The 15,731-nt window shown below is 50.1% G+C and carries 15 protein-coding genes; 14 read left to right on the top strand and 1 reads right to left on the bottom strand.

The genetic code is table 11. The features are described from left to right. Positions 1-61 precede the first annotated feature (61 nt). The 12 genes from coaBC (at position 62) to spoVM (ending at position 12,944) form a co-directional block, all read left to right on the top strand. Positions 62-1,282: a bifunctional phosphopantothenoylcysteine decarboxylase/phosphopantothenate--cysteine ligase CoaBC gene (coaBC, locus tag AC58VC_RS09740; RefSeq protein ID WP_497368591.1), complete on the top strand. Its 1,221-nt coding sequence runs from the start codon at positions 62-64 to the stop codon at positions 1,280-1,282. Then, a complete protein-coding gene (gene priA, locus AC58VC_RS09735; RefSeq protein WP_497368590.1) occupies positions 1,282-3,795 on the top strand; it encodes a primosomal protein N' in 2,514 nt (837 codons plus the stop codon). Before coaBC ends, priA begins: the two co-directional genes overlap by 1 nt. Before the next feature lie 40 nt (positions 3,796-3,835). Beyond that, positions 3,836-4,318, top strand: a complete 483-nt coding sequence (gene def / locus AC58VC_RS09730) for a peptide deformylase (protein ID WP_145656673.1) — start codon at positions 3,836-3,838, stop codon at positions 4,316-4,318. 11 nt (positions 4,319-4,329) lie between these two features. Continuing rightward, positions 4,330-5,283 (top strand): methionyl-tRNA formyltransferase, encoded by a 954-nt coding sequence (gene fmt, locus AC58VC_RS09725; protein WP_497369008.1) that lies wholly within the window; start codon positions 4,330-4,332, stop codon positions 5,281-5,283. A gap of 90 nt (positions 5,284-5,373) precedes the next feature. Further along, the gene (gene rsmB, locus AC58VC_RS09720; protein WP_497368589.1) at positions 5,374-6,765 is read left to right on the top strand and encodes a 16S rRNA (cytosine(967)-C(5))-methyltransferase RsmB; all 1,392 of its coding nucleotides are present in this window, start codon (positions 5,374-5,376) and stop codon (positions 6,763-6,765) included. Between the two features lie 96 nt (positions 6,766-6,861). Then, complete coding sequence (rlmN, locus tag AC58VC_RS09715; protein ID WP_161405915.1) at positions 6,862-7,932, top strand: dual-specificity RNA methyltransferase RlmN; 1,071 nt, start codon at positions 6,862-6,864, stop codon at positions 7,930-7,932. A gap of 12 nt (positions 7,933-7,944) precedes the next feature. After that, a complete protein-coding gene (locus tag AC58VC_RS09710; RefSeq protein ID WP_497368588.1) occupies positions 7,945-8,709 on the top strand; it encodes a Stp1/IreP family PP2C-type Ser/Thr phosphatase in 765 nt (254 codons plus the stop codon). After that, on the top strand, positions 8,706-10,814 hold the full coding sequence (gene pknB, locus AC58VC_RS09705; protein ID WP_497368587.1) for a Stk1 family PASTA domain-containing Ser/Thr kinase: 2,109 nt from the start codon (positions 8,706-8,708) through the stop codon (positions 10,812-10,814). The genes AC58VC_RS09710 and pknB overlap by 4 nt, the downstream gene beginning before the upstream one ends. After that, positions 10,814-11,743 (top strand): ribosome small subunit-dependent GTPase A, encoded by a 930-nt coding sequence (gene rsgA / locus AC58VC_RS09700; protein ID WP_497368586.1) that lies wholly within the window; start codon positions 10,814-10,816, stop codon positions 11,741-11,743. Before pknB ends, rsgA begins: the two co-directional genes overlap by 1 nt. A gap of 6 nt (positions 11,744-11,749) precedes the next feature. Next, positions 11,750-12,400, top strand: coding sequence for a ribulose-phosphate 3-epimerase (gene rpe / locus AC58VC_RS09695; RefSeq protein WP_497368585.1), 651 nt, complete (start codon positions 11,750-11,752; stop codon positions 12,398-12,400). A gap of 14 nt (positions 12,401-12,414) precedes the next feature. Beyond that, positions 12,415-12,660: a hypothetical protein gene (locus tag AC58VC_RS09690; RefSeq protein ID WP_497368584.1), complete on the top strand. Its 246-nt coding sequence runs from the start codon at positions 12,415-12,417 to the stop codon at positions 12,658-12,660. 203 nt (positions 12,661-12,863) lie between these two features. Further along, positions 12,864-12,944, top strand: a complete 81-nt coding sequence (gene spoVM / locus AC58VC_RS09685; protein WP_014652194.1) for a stage V sporulation protein SpoVM — start codon at positions 12,864-12,866, stop codon at positions 12,942-12,944. 97 nt (positions 12,945-13,041) lie between these two features. On the opposite strand, the gene rpmB is transcribed toward spoVM, so the two are convergent. Beyond that, positions 13,042-13,230, bottom strand: coding sequence for a 50S ribosomal protein L28 (gene rpmB, locus AC58VC_RS09680; RefSeq protein WP_127452218.1), 189 nt, complete (start codon positions 13,228-13,230; stop codon positions 13,042-13,044). 339 nt (positions 13,231-13,569) lie between these two features. On the opposite strand from rpmB, the gene AC58VC_RS09675 reads away from it, so the two are divergent. Both AC58VC_RS09675 and AC58VC_RS09670 read left to right on the top strand, forming a co-directional pair. After that, complete coding sequence (locus AC58VC_RS09675) at positions 13,570-13,929, top strand: Asp23/Gls24 family envelope stress response protein (RefSeq protein ID WP_127452220.1); 360 nt, start codon at positions 13,570-13,572, stop codon at positions 13,927-13,929. A 29-nt stretch (positions 13,930-13,958) separates the two neighbouring features. Next, a complete protein-coding gene (locus tag AC58VC_RS09670; RefSeq protein ID WP_497368583.1) occupies positions 13,959-15,692 on the top strand; it encodes a DAK2 domain-containing protein in 1,734 nt (577 codons plus the stop codon). The last annotated feature ends 39 nt before the right edge of the window (positions 15,693-15,731 follow it).

Raw genomic sequence — 15,731 nt, 5'->3', positions numbered from 1 at the left:
CCCAACAACCCTTTGTGGTTGTTATTTTTTTCTCAGAATAGCAGATAGAAAGGGGATACCCATGAGTGCTTTGCAGGGTAAAACGATTGTACTTGGCGTGTGCGGAGGGATTGCTGCCTATAAAGCGGCTGCGCTCACGAGCAAGCTGACTCAGGCGGGAGCGGTGGTGCGTGTCATTATGACAGCATCCGCTGTTCAATTCGTGGCGCCGCTAACGTTCCAAGTTCTGTCTCGTCATCATGTCTTTGTGGATACCTTTGATGAGAAAGATCCTTCTGTTGTTTCCCATATTAACTTGGCGGATAGCGCTGACCTCGTGCTTGTTGCACCGGCAACAGCGAATACGATCGCCAAAATAGCGTTAGGGTTAGGCGATGACATGCTCAGCACAACGCTGCTGGCAACGACTGCACCGATCTGGATTGCGCCTGCGATGAACGTGCACATGTACGAAAATCCAGCTGTGCAGATGAACATGCAGACTTTGCTAAGCCGTGGTGTACGTTTCATTGAGCCGGGCGAAGGGCAGCTTGCATGCGGGTATGTCGGCAAAGGCCGGCTTGCGGAGCCGGAAGAGATATTTGCTGCAGTGGAGCGGCATTTTAAGGGAGAAGTTCGCCGTCTTGAAGGGCAGCGAGTGCTTGTGACGGCCGGAGGCACGGTAGAACGCATTGACCCCGTTCGTTATATTACGAATGATTCTTCCGGTAAAATGGGCTATGCTATCGCTGAGGAAGCTGTGCGTATGGGAGCCAAGGTGACTCTGGTCTCGGGTCCGAGCGCATTACCTGTACCTGCTGGTGTTGAGCTGGTATCTGTTCAGTCCGCGCTGGATATGAGGGAGGCTGTCTTATCCCGTTTTGAGGAAAGCCATGTGGTAATCAAAGCTGCTGCGGTCGCTGACTACCGCTCATCTGTTATCGCTGATCAAAAAATCAAGAAAAAATCGGATTCAATGACGCTCGAGTTGATTAAAAATCCAGATATTTTGCAGGAACTGGGTACGCTCAAAAAGCATCAGTTCGTTATCGGCTTTGCTGCGGAAACGGAGCGGCTCGATGAGCATGCGCTCGACAAGCTGAAGCGTAAAAATTGTGATCTTATTGTCGGGAACGATGTATCGCAGGAAGGGGCTGGCTTTAGCGGAGATACGAATGTGGTGCGTATTTTTGACCGAAACGGACTCGTAGAGGCGCTGCCTATCCTGAGCAAGAAAGATGTCGCACGCAGACTGCTCGAGTTGACAGCGGATCGTTTACCAACTAAGGCGAGTGAATCCTGATGTACGCGAAGGTCATTGTAGATGTTCCTGCGAAACAAACGAACCGTGCGTTCGATTATGAAGTGCCCTCGGCTCTAAGGAAGTGGGTCGAGGTGGGGAGCCGTGTGGGCGTACCTTTTGGGCCTCGGGTGCTGCAAGGCTTCGTAGTGGAATTGCAGGAGAACACACAGCTTGATGTGAAACGGATTAAACCCATACAGAACGTCCTGGATCTAGTGCCTCCTTTGACAGACGAGCTTGTGATGCTTGGCAGATGGATTAGCCATATGTATTTGTGCCACGAAGTCACAGCTCTTCAAGCCATGCTGCCGGCTGCACTCAAAGCGAAGTATGAGCGGGCGATTGGGGTTGGCGAGGAGTTTGGTGAACAGTCGCTCTTGGACATGCCGGATTTGCAGGCAATTGTAGCCTACGTTAAGTCCAAAGGGTCCGTTCCTATGGACGCTTTGATGGAACGCTTTGCGGCGGACGGTGCCCTCATCAAGCAATTGCTTGGCGCGGGCATATTGACGGAGGTCCAGGTGGTTAAGGACCGAATGAGCACGAAGAAGGCGCTAACCGTATTTCCTCCTGCGGGTGGCAGCGGGCTAGAGCAGGCGCTTTCCGAGCTTCCGGCGAGAGCTAACAAGCAGCAGGATGTACTGCGTTATTTGATGGAGCATCCTCACGCCATTCGGCTTACGGAACTGATGGAAACGGTGGAAGTAGGCGCTTCAACGGTTAAAAGCTTAGCCGATCGCGGATGGATCGAGCTGCGCGAAGTCGAAGTCATGCGCGACCCTTATGCGGGTCGTGCTTTTGCGAGGACGCAGCCTCTTGAGTTAACAGAGGAGCAGAGCCGTGTTTTTGCGGAAATTCAGGCTGCTGTCGCTGAGGAGCGCCATGAGGTCTTTCTTTTGCATGGCGTCACAGGCAGTGGTAAAACGGAAGTTTATTTGCAATCCATCCAGCAATGCTTGGATATGGGGAAAGAAGCGATCGTGCTCGTACCCGAAATTTCGTTGACACCGCAAATGGTGGAACGATTTAAGGGGCGATTCGGCGATCTGGTTGCTGTGCTGCACAGCCGGTTATCGAATGGGGAACGATACGACGAATGGCGCAAAATTACGCGCAAGCAAGTGAAAGTGGTTATTGGCGCTCGTTCCGCGATTTTTGCTCCTTTTACGAAAATAGGACTTATTATTATTGATGAGGAACATGAGTCTTCTTATAAGCAGGAAGAAAGTCCCAAATATCATACGCGCGATGTGGCGGTTAAGCGTGCAAGCATGCAAGGATCAGTCGTTGTGCTCGGTTCAGCGACACCATCGCTAGAGAGCTTAGAGAGAACAAGACGACGCAGAGATCGGGTAGAGCCTCCTTACAGATTGCTCACGATGAAGGAGCGGGTGGCCAGCAGGCCGATGCCTCCTGTTGCGATTATTGATATGCGCGAGGAATTGAAAAGCGGAAATCGTTCGATGTTTAGCACAGCGCTGTATAAAGCCATTGAAGATCGGTTACACAAGAAAGAACAGATTGTTTTGCTGCTGAACCGGCGAGGGTACGCGACTTTCGTCATGTGCCGTACCTGTGGATACGTCTCGACATGTCCGCATTGCGATATTTCACTTACGTACCATCAGAGCTCACGTATGCTGCGCTGCCATTATTGCGGTTATGCGGAACGCGAGGTGACCGAGTGTCCTAGCTGTCAGTCCAAGCATATTCGCCATTTTGGCACAGGCACGCAGCGTGTTGAAGAGGAACTGGGTAAAATATTCCCAGGTATTCGCGTCATTCGAATGGATGTCGATACGACGACAGAGAAGGGTTCGCATGAAAAGTGGCTGACGATGTTTCGCGAGAAGCAGGCGGATGTGCTGCTTGGGACGCAGATGGTCGCCAAAGGGCTCGATTTTCCTGATGTGACCCTAGTTGGGGTTATTGCTGCGGATACCGTGCTGAATATTCCGGATTTCCGTTCGGCGGAGCGAACCTTTCAGCTTCTAACACAGGTAGCCGGGCGTGCGGGCCGTCATGAAAAGCAAGGGGAAGTGTTCGTCCAGACTTACACGCCTGAGCATTACAGCGTGCAATACGCAAGTCAGCATGACTTTATTGCTTTTGCCAACCATGAGCTGGATGTACGTGCAAATTTAGGCTATCCGCCTTATCAACGATTGATTTTGGTTACTTTTTCACATGAGCAGGTACCGCTTTTGGTGCGTTTCGCGGAAGCTTTTGTCACGAGGCTCAAAGAGATCGCGCTTGAGTATTCTACGAAACAAATTGACCTGTTTTCAGACACGGTTTCCGGGGACAACTCTTTCCAAATGGACGTGCTAGGCCCAGTCGCATCGCCTATTTCCCGAATCAAAGATAGATATCGATTCCAATGCGTGGTAAAATATCGTGGGGAAGATCAGGCGGCAGAGATTGTTGGCCGGACGGTGGCTTGGTTTGAAGAGCGCTCATCGAAGGAAAAGCTGCTGATCAGTGTGGATGTTGACCCCCAATATTTGATGTAAGAAATCCCAAATAGAGAAGACTCAAAGGTAGGTGCACGTTATGGCTATTCGTATTATTGTAAAAGATCCAGATCCTGTGCTGCGGGAAAAAGCGATCACAGTGACCAAATTTAATTCCAATCTGCATAAATTGCTTGACGATATGGCAGACACGATGTATGAGGCAGAGGGCGTAGGCCTTGCTGCTCCACAGATCGGTATTCTCAAACGCGTGATTGTGATGGATTGCGGCGAAGAGCATGGCGGATTGATCGAAATGGTCAACCCAGAAATCGTTTCTTCCAGCGGCGAACAAAACGGACCGGAAGGCTGCTTAAGCATCCCTGGACTCCGCGGTGATGTCTTACGCCCAATGAATGTTACGGCCAAAGGCCAAGATCGCAACGGAAATCCAATAGAAGTTACGGGCACTGAGCTGCTAGCTCGCTGCATTTTCCATGAAATTGATCACTTGAACGGGATTCTGTTTACGGACCTGGCAACCAAAACATACACTAGCGATGAAGAGGAAGATTCTGAGTGAATATCATTTTCATGGGTACACCGGATTTTGCAGTACCTTCCCTACAGGCTCTTCTGGAGGAAGGTTATAACGTGACGACGGTTGTCACGCAGCCGGATCGGCCGAAAGGACGCAAGCGCGTCCTGACGCCGCCGCCGGTGAAGGTGGAAGCGGAGAAACACGGCATTCCGGTGCTGCAGCCGGAGAAGCTGCGCCAAGCGGATTCCGTGGAGCTTCTGCGCCAGCTGAAGCCTGATCTGATCGTGACGGCTGCTTATGGTCAGATTTTGCCCAAAGCTGTTCTTGATCTGCCGCAATATGGCTGCATTAACATCCATGCGTCCTTGCTGCCTAAGTACCGCGGCGGAGCACCGATTCATCATGCTGTGCTGCGCGGCGAAGCAACGACAGGCGTCACGATCATGTATATGGCCGTTGGACTGGATACGGGCGACATGATTTCCCGTGTGGAGCTTCCAATTGAGGATACCGATACGACAGGGACTTTGTTTGAAAAGCTAAGCATCGCCGGCAGCGAGTTGTTGAAACGCACCTTGCCGGATTTACTGGCAGGACGTATTCAGGCTGTCCCGCAAAATGAGGCTGACGCGATCTACTCCCCGAATATCCGCAGGGAGGACGAGCTGATTGACTGGTCGCGTTCGGCGGTGGAGATTTGGAATCAAGTGCGTGGCCTGAATCCTTTCCCTGGGGCTTACACCCTCTGGAATGGGGAAGTCATGAAGATTTGGGAGAGCGCGAATCCGAAGGAAACAACAAGCCGCAGCTTCGCAGAAGCTCCTGCTCCCGGAACGGTTCTTGGCAGCAGTGAGCACGGTATTGAAGTGATGACCGGCGAAGGTACGCTATGGCTGACCCATATTCAACCTGCTGGCAAAAAGGCGATGCCCGTCTCCGAATTTATTCGCGGCGTGCAAATCGCAGTAGGTACGACATTCGGCAGTGTGGGCGAAGATCAGCCATAACTTAACAAAAATGAGGTATTCGATTTGTCAACGCAAAAATCAAACCGTCCGCAACATGGATCTAACCAAACACAAGGGGCTCGTAAGCCCTTGTCATCAAAAACTTCCGGGGGCGCTGCGAAGAGCAGCGCTGTTAAGCATTCTGCCCGCGAAGCGGCGCTGGATGTATTGATTCGTGTTGAAGAGAATCAATCGTACAGCAATCTTCTGCTCAATCAGGTTTTGCAGAAGCACGCCCTTGAACGGGCCGATGCGGGGCTGGCGACTGAACTTGTGTATGGAACCATCGGACGTAAAAATACGATTGATTTCTTTTTGGAGCGTTTTGTGAGCAAAGGGCTTGCGAAGCTGGAGCCATGGGTCAGATGCTTGCTGCGGCTGAGCTTCTACCAGCTGCATTACTTGGACCGCATCCCCGACCATGCGGTCGTCAGCGAAGCGGTCAATATCGCGAAGCGCCGAGGCCACCAGGGCATCTCGGGCATGGTCAACGGCGTGCTGCGCGCAATCATCCGCAGCAAAGCGGAGCTTACGCTTCCGGCGGCGCTCGGCGACGTGAAGCGCATCGCGCTGGGCCACTCCCATCCGGAGTGGCTCGTGCGCCGATGGATCCGTCAGCTGGGACCTGAGCTGACGGAACAGATCTGTGCGGCGAACAATGAGCCGCCGCACGTGAGCATTCGCGCGAATGCGAGGCACCGCAGCCGTCTGGAGCTGCTGGAGCAGCTTCAGGGCAGCGGCCTCAGCGCGGAAGCGTCAAAGCTGGCCCCGGCCGGCATCCTTGTGCAGGGGGCCGGGAACATGGCTTTGTCCCCCGGTTTCTTGCAGGGGGACTTCTCCATTCAAGACGAGAGCTCGATGCTCGTCGCCGAAGCTCTTGAGCCGCGTCCAGGCATGACGGTGCTGGACTGCTGCGCCGCCCCTGGCGGCAAAACAGCGCACATTGCGGAGAAGATGGATGATAACGGTAAGATCTGGGCTTGTGATCTGCATGAGCATAAGCAGAAGCTGATCGCAGATCAGGCGGATCGTCTGGGACTGTCGTCGATTCAGACGCTTGTGATGGATGCTGCGAAGCTGGACGAGCATTTTGCGGCGGAGTCGTTCGACCGCATCCTGCTCGACGCGCCGTGTTCCGGCTTAGGCGTTATTCGCCGCAAGCCTGATTTAAAGTGGGCGAAGCAGGAAGCTGAGATCGATGCGATCAGCGAACTGCAGTACGCGATCTTAAGCCGAGTACATCGGCTGCTGAAGCCTGGCGGCGTGCTGGTATACAGCACGTGCACAATTGAGCATGCGGAGAACGCAGGCATGGTGGAGCGTTTCCTCGCGGAGCATCGCGATTTTGAGCTCGCACCGCTGCCGGCGGAAGCATTTGCGAGCATTGATCCTGCGGCTGCTGCCACAGGCATGGTGCAAATTCTGCCGCAGCAGTATCATTCGGACGGCTTTTTCATAGCGCGGCTGCGCAAGCGTGCCTAGCTGCTAGAGGGGGATGTGTGTTCGTCCCCGCTTTGTGATAAAATAGACAGGATTAGCAATAAAGCTGGAACAAATAACAACAGGTTGTGATAAATAGTGTCTAATAAACCGTATTTGAAAGAAAAACCATTTGTATATGATTTAAACTGGGATGAGTGGCAGAGCTGGGTAAAAGAAAACGGCGAGTCCTCATTTCGAGCTGGGCAAATTTTTGACTGGCTGTATATTAAGCGTGTGTTCAGCTTTGACGAGATGTCCAACTTGCCGAAGGCGCTGCGAGACAAACTGAAGGATCAGTTTGAATTCGTTACGCTGTCTGAGATCGCAAAGTACCAGTCGCAGGACGGCACCGTCAAGTTCTTATTTGAACTTGAAGATAAGAATGCGATCGAAACCGTCGTCATGAAGCATAACTACGGCAACAGTATTTGCGTCACTACGCAAGTAGGCTGCCGGGTTGGCTGTACCTTTTGCGCGTCTACACTAGGCGGTCTTAAGCGGGATTTGAGACCCGGGGAAATTGTGGCTCAGGTCGTTAAAGCTCAGAAGCTGCTGGATGAGACTGGGGAGCGCGTTTCTTCTATCGTCATCATGGGAATCGGCGAGCCATTTGAGAACTATGAAGCGACGATGAATTTCTTGCGCGTGATGATTCATCCGAAGGGCTTGAACATTGGACAGCGTCATATCACGGTTTCGACAAGCGGAATTGTGCCAAACATTTATAAGTTCGCAGATGAGAATCTACAAGTCAACTTGGCGATTTCTATCCATGCTCCGAATGATGCGCTCCGCTCGAAACTAATGCCGGTCAATCGCAGATTTCCTTTCGTTGATTTGATCGAAGCATGTAAGTATTACATTGCCAAAACCGGCAGACGCATCACGTTCGAATATGCCCTCATGGGGGAAGTGAACGATCAGGCTGAACATGCAGAGGAACTGGCGCAAGTGTTGAAGGATATGCCGCTTAGCCACGTGAACCTGATTCCTGTGAATTTCGTGGCCGAACGGGATTTCAAACGTACGCCTAGGGACGATATTTTCACCTTCCAACGTATTCTTGAGAAGGCCAAAATTAATGCCACCATACGCCGTGAACAAGGCAGTGACATCGCTGCTGCATGCGGACAACTGCGCGCGAAGCATATGGAGAGCAAGTCATGAGGTGAAATCAGGATGAAGATGGTAAGCCGTACCGATATCGGTAAAGTCCGTTTAGTGAATGAGGACCGCGCCGCCATACAGCATGAGCTGAATGGCCTTTCTTTGGCTATTGTCGCTGATGGTATGGGGGGACACCAGGCTGGCGATATTGCCAGCCAAATGGCAATTGATATGATCAGTAATGAACTGCAAACCATCCATTGGGGAATGCCCGTTGACGCTTGTAAGCAAGTGCTGAAGGAAGCGATCGAGAAGGCGAATGAGAAAATTTATGAATTTGCCTCTGGACAAGAAAGTTATCATGGCATGGGCACGACAGTTGTCGCCGTGATCGCTTCCCAAGAGCTGCTGATCATCGGTCACATCGGTGACAGCCGTGCGTACAAAGTTGCCGGGGAGTCGATTACTCAGCTAACAGAAGACCATTCCCTGGTGTATGAGCTTGTGAAGAACGGACAGATAACCCTTGAAGAAGCCGATCATCATCCCCGGCGTAATTGGATTACGCGAGCGCTGGGCACAGAGCCTAGTGTAGAGGTTGATTTGTACGAGTATTCGTGGCGGCCGGGGGATACAATTCTGATCTGCTCCGACGGTTTAAGCGGATTAGTGGATTCCGGCGATATCTTACGAATCATCAAATCGCACGCCGAGCTGGATGCTGCTGCGGAACAATTGATTCAAAGCGCGCTGAGTGAAGGTGGAGACGATAACGTAACGGTTGTTTTACTTGCGCACGATTCTGATTCGGACGAAAAAAGGGGTGATGGGAATTGATCGGTAGAAAGCTTGGGGGCCGCTATGAAATTCTAGACCGTATTGGCGGAGGCGGCATGGCTTTAGTTTATAAAGGGCATGATCTTTTATTAAATCGTAAAGTGGCTGTAAAAGTACTGCGACAGCAGTATGTACATGACGAAGAGTTCATTCGTCGTTTCCGCAGAGAAGCTCAAGCAGCCGCTTCCCTTTCTCATCCTAATGTCGTCAGTATTTATGACGTGGGACAAGAAGAAGATGTGCATTACATTGTCATGGAATACATAGAAGGCACTACTTTGAATGATTTAATTAAGGAAAGAGCACCACTGCAGGTGGAAGACGCTGTTCATTACGCCAGCCAAATTGCAGATGCGCTCGATCACGCTCATCATAATGAAATTATTCATCGGGATATTAAGCCGCACAATATTTTGATCGGTAAAAACGGCCGCGTCAAAGTGACGGATTTCGGTATCGCGCGGGCTGCTACGTCTTCCACGATAACGCAAACGGGAGCCGTTGTCGGTTCTGTGCATTATTTCTCGCCAGAGCATGCGAAAGGTACGAATACAGGCGAAAAGTCCGATTTGTATTCCCTCGGTATTGTGATGTATCAAATGCTGACGGGGCGGCTGCCTTTTCTTGGCGAAAGTCCGATCTCTGTGGCTTTGAAGCATTTGCAGGAAGATGTGGAAGATCCTCGTAAAGTAAATCCTCTCATTCCGCAGAGCGTGGAAAACATTATTCTAAAAGCCATGCGCAAAAAGCCCGATGAACGCTACCAGTCTGCGAAGCTGATGATGGCGGATCTTGATACGTGCTTACATCCGGATCGCCGGAATGAAGCCAAAGTAGCTTTTTGGGATGCCGATGGGATGGACGAGGAGCGTACCTTGGTTATGCCAGCCATTCGTGCGGATCAGCTTGCGAGCTTCGATGACGACGATGAACCTGAGAAGCCCACTTGGCGCGAGGAGCCTGCTGCCAAGAAGGGGAAGGGTTGGATTAAGCCGCTTGTTTGGATCGTCATTTTGCTGATGATTCTTGGCGCTATGTGGTACGCGGTCGGATACGTGAAAGGGATGTTCGCCATCGAAACGGTGGAAGTTCCTAACGTGGTGAACAAAACGCTAACCGAAGCGCAAGCCGAATTAACAGCTGCCAAGCTGGGTTTCACCGTGGAGATCGATGCGGAGAGCAAAGCACCTAAGGATACGGTTATCCGTCAAAATCCAAGCGGCATGCGAATGAACGTTGGCACCAAGGTGACGCTGTATGTTAGTAAAGGCGCTCCTAAAATCAAGATGGAAAGCTATATTGGCCAGCAGCTCAAAGACGCTAAGCTGAAGCTGGAAGCGCTCGGGATTAGCGATGATCAGATTACGTTCACCCAAACGACAACGGATGATCCGCCAGACACAATTCTGAAGCAGACGCCTCTAGTCGGAGAAGAATTTGAGCTGGATAAAGCAGCGATTACTTTCGTTGTAAGCAAAGCAAAAGAAACCTTCAAAATGCCGGATCTCGTCGGCATGACGGAGGCTGAAGCGAAGGCGCAAATCACCAAGTTGAACCTTAAGCTTCCTGCGAACGGCATTACACGCGAGAAAAGCTACAAGGTTGCCAAAGGGAAAGTAATCAAGCAATTTCCATTTGATAAAAACACGGATGTCTCCGTTGGCTCTGAAATCTCTTTGATTATTAGCGATGGATTGCCGGAAGATGCTGGACAACTAACTGTCAGTGTCCCGGTAAAGCCGACGACGGAGGGCAAGGATTCCGAGTTCAAAATTATCGTTAGCGATGCGCAGTATGAGAACTTCGAATACAAAACAGAAAAAGTATCAAAACCTCAAAACTTGGATGTCAAAGTCATTGTTTCTCCGGATAAGAAAGCCGTCATTTTGATTAAAGAAGGAGACAACTTGGTTAACTCCATTACGCGCACCTATCAAGATTATTTAGATCAAAAGAATGGCAAGAACGTCTCGCCGAGTCCTAGCGTCTCGCCTTCCTCGTCGCCTAAACAGCAAAACAACGGACCGGCTATTCCGGTGGGCGGCAATGGGCAAGGTCAATCAGGTGGCGCTGCCTCAAAACCACCTACTGGAGGCACAGATTAATGCCGCAAGGAATGATTGTTAAAGCTTTGAGCGGTTATTACTATGTTCTGCCCGAAGGGGCGGAGCTCCAGGATGTAAATACGATTACTTGTCGCGGTAGGGGCGTGTTCAAGAACAGGAAGATAACGCCTCTTGTCGGGGATCGGGTCATGTTTGAGGAGACCGAGAATGGGGAAGGGACTGTTACTGAAATTCTGCCGCGCTCTTCGGAGCTGATCCGTCCTCCGATTGCCAATGTGAACGTGGTTGTACTTGTATTCTCAGTTACAGAGCCTGTTCTGAATTTACAGCTGCTAGATAAATTTCTTGTTCATATTGAAAACACAGGCATCGAAGTTGTCCTTTGCTTCACCAAAAGTGATCTATTGTCAGAACATAATAATCCTGCAGCACCTAAAGAAATGACGGTCGCGGAGCTGGAGCGGATTACGAAGCTGTATGAGGGGATCGGTTATACGGTGCTCAAGACGAGTTCTCGCCAGAGAGTGGGTGTGGAAGCGATTCTGCATCATCTCGAAGGCGCGGTCAGCGTTTTCGCAGGGCAATCCGGTGTAGGCAAGTCCTCTTTGCTGAATGAAATGATTAGCGGCCGCAACTTGGAGACCAATGCGATCTCTCAACGTTTGGGCCGAGGGAAGCATACTACCCGCCATGTTGAGCTGCTTCCTTTGAACAATGGTGGCCTCGTTGCAGATACGCCGGGATTCAGCCAGCTGGATTTCATGGAAGTCGAGGCAGAAGGGCTTAGCAGCTGCTTCAAAGAGTTCGCTGAGGTAGCGGAAGGTTGTCGGTTTAGAGGCTGTTTGCATCTGCATGAGCCGGATTGCAAGGTTCGTGATGCGGTGGCCGAAGGAACGATTGCCGCTTCGCGTTATGATCATTACTTGTTATTTTTAGGGGAAATCAAGGATCGGAAGAGGAGGTATTAGGAACGAATGGTACATGTAGCACCTTCTATTTTATCAGCTAACTTCGCTAAACTTGGTGAAGAGATTAAAGACGCCGAGCTTGGCGGAGCAGATTGGATCCATGTGGATGTCATGGATGGCCATTTCGTGCCCAATATTACGATTGGACCACTTGTTGTTGAAGCGATACGGCCGGTGACGAAGCTGCCGCTGGACGTCCATTTAATGATAGAGGAGCCTGATCGCTATATTCCTGACTTTATTAAAGCGGGCGCAGACCTCATCTCCGTCCATGTAGAGGCTTGTACACATCTGCATCGGACGCTTCATCTGATTAAGCAAAGCGGCGTCAAAACAGGGGTTGTTCTTAACCCTGCAACACCGATTTCGCTTATTGAACACGTGCTCGATGAGCATCTGGATCTTGTTCTTATTATGACCGTCAATCCTGGCTTTGGCGGACAAGCGTTCATTCCCGGCATGCTGAGCAAAATCCGCGCATTGCGCGATCAAGCGAACGCTAAAGGGCTGAGCGGCCTGCACATTGAGGTGGATGGCGGAATCAACGAAGTGACAGCTCGCCAGGTGATCGAAGCGGGAGCTGATGTGCTCGTCGCAGGCAACGCTGTATTTGGTCAGTCCGACCGCGCGGATGCGATTAGACGAATTCGGGGGTAGAGGGGAACGGGACGATGAGATTTCTCTGGCTGTTTCTGTACAGTCTAGTTTGCGCCGTGCTTCTTGCGTGTTTTTCTAACATACACGATATCACGAAGTATATTTTTTCACTCGGTGCTTTGTATCTGGGGATGCGTTTCTTCCGGCGGTTTGAGGGACTCGGATTTCGGATCTGGTTCATCGTGATTGCTGTGATCTTGTATTTCATGTTCAACTTAATTTATGCGCTATACACGCAGACGGGTATAACTGCACCCTAGCTGCATACATATAGTTACAAGAGCGATGCGCTCTTGTAGCTTTTTTTGCTTTCTGGAAGCGAATAGATCGGAGAAAGTAAAATAGAAGGTACTTTTTCACGACCGGGGCATATACTGTTGTAATGATGTTAGTGCTCACGAAGTCGAAGTCAGTCTTCGGGCATGCGTCCGTTTACTGGCTAAACTCTAAGGAGGGGTAGAGAATGAAGTTCTACACAATCAAGCTACCAAAATTTTTGGGTGGGTTCGTGAAAGCTGTACTTAATACGTTTAGCAAAAACTAAGTTAGCTAACACATACGAAGTCCCAATCCCCAGAAATGCAAAAAAAGCACCGGAAGGTGCTTTTTGTCTTTTTACATAAAGTATAAGTATCCGAAAATTAAACGCGAGCCACTTTACCGGACTTCAACGCACGAGCACTTACGTAAACCCGTTTTGGTTTACCATCAACGAGGATGCGAACCTTTTGAACGTTAACTCCCCAAGTACGCTTATTTTTATTGTTAGCGTGGGACACGTGGTTTCCTGATTTAGGACTTTTACCTGTAACGAAACATTTGCGGGACATGTTTGACACCTCCTTCGGCAGTATACAAAGCAGCCTGGGTGGCAAGCCTAAGCTTGACATGACAGCTTTCCTCAAATTTAGACTTTGCTTCTTGCGATTCTTATAATAACCAGCAAAAACACACTTAAATATAATAGCATAGCAAAAGGAGCAGAGTCAACGAATTACCTTCTTTTTTGCCGTTTATTTATTAAGTATGTTATAGTACAATGAAGATTAGCCCACCTTTCCGAATACATAGTAATTGACGATTTGGCGTCGACTTTGCTAAAGCAAAGCTGGAATGGGAATACTTACATAATTAGTCGCTAAAGTGAAACATGAAGGAGTTGTAAGATAATGCCAATTGAACTCACAACCGAGTTTGGAAAAGTGTATATTACCAATGAAGTGATTTCAACTCTGGCGGGATCCGCTGCGTTAGATTGTTATGGACTTGTTGGCATGGCCACTAGAAAGCAATTAAAAGACGGAATAGCAGAACTGTTAGGGCGGGACAATTTAAGCCGCGGTGTCGAAGTTCGTCGGGAGAACGGGCGACTCGAGATTGATCTTTATATTATTGTCAGCTATGGAACTAAAATATCCGTCGTTGCCGGCAATGTCCAAACGAAAGTCAAATATATTTTGAATGATGTCGTAGGGCTTCATGTAGACGATGTGAACATTTTTGTTCAAGGCGTTCGTGTAGCTAAATAAAAGCCCGATAACCAGGAAGGGGAATCACTTTGAGTAAGCGCTTTATTTCAATAAATGGAAATGACTTCACTGCCATGGTCTTGGCGGGTGCGGATAACCTTCGCAGAAATGTAGACAAGGTTAATGGATTGAACGTTTTCCCTGTACCCGATGGAGATACCGGCACCAACATGAATTTAACACTCACCGCTGGTTGTGAGGAACTGAAAAAGAAGCCATCCTCTCATATTGGGAAAGCAGCTGATGCATTGTCCAAAGGGTTACTGATGGGCGCCCGGGGTAACTCTGGGGTTATTCTGTCACAGCTGTTTCGCGGATTCGCGAAGCATGTGCACGATCTTGAGAATGTGAATGCACAGCAATTCGCGGCTGCGTTGCAGCAAGGGGTAGAGACAGCGTATAAGGCTGTCGTGAAGCCGGTAGAAGGCACGATTTTGACAGTGTCCAAAGAAGCAGCCAAACATGCCACGCAGTATAGACGCGGCGGCGATCTGCTCGATCTTATGCAGGAAGTTTTGAGCAAGGCGAACGAAGCCCTCGCTAGAACGCCTGAGCAGCTTGCTGTGCTCAAGCAGGTTGGGGTGGTAGATGCAGGCGGTCAAGGACTTGTCTGCGTGTATGAAGGCTTCGTCACAGCGTTAAACGGCGGTCTGCTTCAGGTGGAAGAAGACTACGCGACGATGGATACAAGGCTCGATACGGTTTCTGTAGTTCCGGGCTTGAACCTGGCCAAAGAAGTCCATGCCCATCTTCCAGCGCAGGCGCACTTGGCTACTGCAGATATCGAATTCGGTTATTGTACGGAATTTATGCTAACGATTGAACCTGGCAAGGTGACAGGGCTTGCTTTCGACGAAGGCAGGTTCCGCGAGCAGCTTAGCAAACTGGGAGATTCTTTGCTCGTCGTTGCCGATGACGAACTGGTCAAGGTGCATATTCATGCCGAATATCCAGGTGAAGTCATGAACCAAGCGATGAATTACGGCGCATTAAGCCGCATCAAAATTGAAAATATGCGCGATCAGCATTCACATATATTGGAAGAGATGACCACGGAAGGTTACGAGGCTCCTGTTCCGACTGCTGCAACAGCGGCAGCACCGGGCAAGACGTATGGTTTCGTTGCAGTCGCTTTGGGTGAGGGCATTACAGAGATTTTGTCCAGTGTAGGCGTTGATGTCGTATTGTCCGGTGGACAAACGATGAATCCAAGTACAGAGGACATCGTGAATGCGGTTAACAGCATTCATGCGCAAACGATCTACGTGCTGCCGAACAACTCCAACATCATCCTCGCAGCGCAGCAAGCAGTTGATCTGGTCGACAAAACTTTGATCGTAATTCCATCCAAATCCATTCCCCAAGGTCTTGCAGCCATTCTGGCGTTCCAAGAGAAAGCAGATGCCCAAACAAATACGGAAGCGATGAACGAATCACTTCGCCGTGTGAAATCCGGTCAAGTGACTTACGCGGTGCGTGATACGAATATGGACGGTATTGACATCAAGCAGGGGCATTTTATCGGTATTCAAGATGGCCGAATTGTGTCTTCACAGCCAAGTCTGATGGATGCTTGTAAGAAGCTGCTCGAAGAAATGATTGATGAAGGCAGCGAGATCGTGACAATCCTCACCGGAGAAGATGCCGTGAGCACAGAGACAGAAGAACTTGAGGCCTTCATTCAGGCGGTTTATCCCGAGATTGAAGTTGAGCTTCACCCAGGCGGACAGCCATTGTACGCGTACCTGTTCTCTGTAGAGTAAACGATCATCCCTTCGGTGGATTAAATTCGGGAAATGGAG

This window comes from Paenibacillus sp. J22R67 (genome assembly GCF_059692175.1).
The sequence above is the reverse complement of the archived record's forward strand: the minus strand, read 5'-3'. Positions and strand labels throughout refer to the sequence as shown.

What these genes read in the sequence shown, in the direction of transcription:
- def (WP_145656673.1), top strand. Translation starts at nt 3,836, where the DNA reads ATGGCTATTCGTATTATTGTAAAAGATCCAGATCCTGTGCTGCGGGAA.
- rsgA (WP_497368586.1), top strand. Translation starts at nt 10,814, where the DNA reads ATGCCGCAAGGAATGATTGTTAAAGCTTTGAGCGGTTATTACTATGTT.
- AC58VC_RS09710 (WP_497368588.1), top strand. Translation starts at nt 7,945, where the DNA reads ATGAAGATGGTAAGCCGTACCGATATCGGTAAAGTCCGTTTAGTGAAT.
- rpmB (WP_127452218.1), bottom strand. Translation starts at nt 13,230, where the DNA reads ATGTCCCGCAAATGTTTCGTTACAGGTAAAAGTCCTAAATCAGGAAAC.
- coaBC (WP_497368591.1), top strand. Translation starts at nt 62, where the DNA reads ATGAGTGCTTTGCAGGGTAAAACGATTGTACTTGGCGTGTGCGGAGGG.
- AC58VC_RS09675 (WP_127452220.1), top strand. Translation starts at nt 13,570, where the DNA reads ATGCCAATTGAACTCACAACCGAGTTTGGAAAAGTGTATATTACCAAT.
- rpe (WP_497368585.1), top strand. Translation starts at nt 11,750, where the DNA reads ATGGTACATGTAGCACCTTCTATTTTATCAGCTAACTTCGCTAAACTT.
- spoVM (WP_014652194.1), top strand. Translation starts at nt 12,864, where the DNA reads ATGAAGTTCTACACAATCAAGCTACCAAAATTTTTGGGTGGGTTCGTG.
- AC58VC_RS09690 (WP_497368584.1), top strand. Translation starts at nt 12,415, where the DNA reads ATGAGATTTCTCTGGCTGTTTCTGTACAGTCTAGTTTGCGCCGTGCTT.
- fmt (WP_497369008.1), top strand. Translation starts at nt 4,330, where the DNA reads ATGGGTACACCGGATTTTGCAGTACCTTCCCTACAGGCTCTTCTGGAG.
- priA (WP_497368590.1), top strand. Translation starts at nt 1,282, where the DNA reads ATGTACGCGAAGGTCATTGTAGATGTTCCTGCGAAACAAACGAACCGT.